The 1,893-nt window shown below is 44.1% G+C and carries 1 protein-coding gene; it reads left to right on the plus strand.

All coding sequences use genetic code 11. The features are described 5' to 3' along the window. Positions 1-555 precede the first annotated feature (555 nt). A complete protein-coding gene (ltrA, locus tag CSV60_RS15590; RefSeq protein WP_099637612.1) occupies positions 556-1,818 on the plus strand; it encodes a group II intron reverse transcriptase/maturase in 1,263 nt (420 codons plus the stop codon). Positions 1,819-1,893: the final 75 nt, after the last annotated feature.

The raw sequence follows: 1,893 nt of genomic DNA on the forward strand, positions 1-1,893 counted from the left end.
CGATGTGCGCCCAGCATGGGTGTAGTCTATAGGGTGCAAGTCCCGAACTGTGAAGGCAGAAGTAACAGTTAGCTCAACGCAAGGGTGTCCATGGTGACGTGGAATCTGAAGGAAGCGAGCGGCAAACCTCCGGTCTGAGGAACACGAACTTCATATAAGGCTGTGTATGATTGGGTGAGTTTGCATTACAAAACAAAGCCCTTTCTGCCGAAGGTCATATGCAGTAAATGAAGCAGATAGGTGGAGGGAAAGACTACGTTCTTACCTGGGGAGGTCTGATTGATACGCCAAGTACACTTGGTAACCTATTCAGTGATGGATAGCTGAACAATCAGAAGTCAGCAGAAGCCATAGTACCATTCGAATTTGAGAAGAATGGGAAGGGCCGAACAATTAAGAAAGAACAACATCTTGGCATTCAGTAAACTGCGAAGAACACAGATAACCAACAAGGCATGCTTGAAGGAGGAAGTGGTGAATTCCATGTGGGACTTCAAGATGGTGGAGCAGAACTGGCATAAGAAGAACCGTTGTTCACGGAAAGAGGCGTAACAAATGTTAATGGAAAGGATACTGTCACGTGAAAACCTGCTTACTGCTCTGAAACGGGTGGAACGCAATAAAGGGAGCCATGGTGTAGATGAAATGCCCGTACAAAACCTACGGAAGCACATCTTGGAACACTGGGAATCCATGAAAATGGAACTTCTTCAGGGAACTTATGAACCGCAACCTGTCCGCAGGGTCGAAATCCCGAAACCTGACGGGGGTGTGCGTCTATTAGGCATTCCAACCGTGATAGATCGTTTCATTCAACAGGCTATTGCCCAAGTTTTAACCATTCTATATGACCCGACGTTTTCAGACCAAAGCTATGGGTTTCGACCAAATCGAAGTGCTCATGATGCGGTAAGGAAAGCAAAAGGATATATACAGGAAGGCAATCGTTGGGTAATTGATATCGACTTGGAGAAATTCTTCGATAAAGTGAACCATGACAGACTTATGGGGACACTTGCGAAACGAATCGAAGATAAGCGTCTTCTTAAGTTAATCCGTAAATATCTGAAATCGGGCATCATGATAAATGGTATCGTGACAACCAGTGAGGAAGGTACTCCGCAAGGAGGACCATTAAGTCCACTTCTCTCCAACATAGTTCTCGATGAACTAGACAAAGAATTGGAGGAAAGGGACCATAAATTTGTCCGTTACGCTGATGACTGTAACATCTATGTGAAAACACAAAGAGCAGGTAATCGGGTCATGAGTTCTGTCACTTCATTTATCGAAGGGAAACTTAAGTTGAAAGTGAATCTGAATAAATCCGCAGTTGACCGTCCATGGAAGAGGAAATTTCTTGGATTCAGTTTCACCAATGGTAAAGAACCGAAGGTTCGCATTCCCAAAGAAAGTGTGAAACGGATGAAGAATAAAATTCGTGAAATCACTTCAAGGAAGAAACCTTATCCCATGGAATATCGGATAAAGAAACTCAATCAATATCTGATGGGTTGGTGTGGCTATTTCGCATTGGCAGATACGCCAAGCGTGTTCATTAAATTCGATTCGTGGATTAAAAGAAGACTTCGGATGTGTATGTGGAAGAACTGGAAGAAACCAAGTACGAAGGTGAGGAAACTCATTGGATTAGGTGCGCCGAAAGATAAGGCATACGAATGGGGTAACTCACGTAAAAGTTACTGGAGAATTTCTAAAAGTCCCGTATTACATAGAACCCTCGGAAACTCCTACTGGAGTTCCCAAGGGCTCAAAAGTCTATTATCACGTTACGAAACTTTGCGTCATCAATCTTAGTTGAACCGCCGTATACCGAACGGTACGTACGGTGGTGTGAGAGGTCGGGAGTTAATCACTCCCTCCTACTCGATT

This window comes from Sporosarcina sp. P7 (genome assembly GCF_002743425.1).
Classification (GTDB): domain Bacteria; phylum Bacillota; class Bacilli; order Bacillales_A; family Planococcaceae; genus Sporosarcina.

Coding starts and splice junctions, on each gene's coding strand:
- ltrA (WP_099637612.1), top strand. CDS start 556: ATGTTAATGGAAAGGATACTGTCACGTGAAAACCTGCTTACTGCTCTG.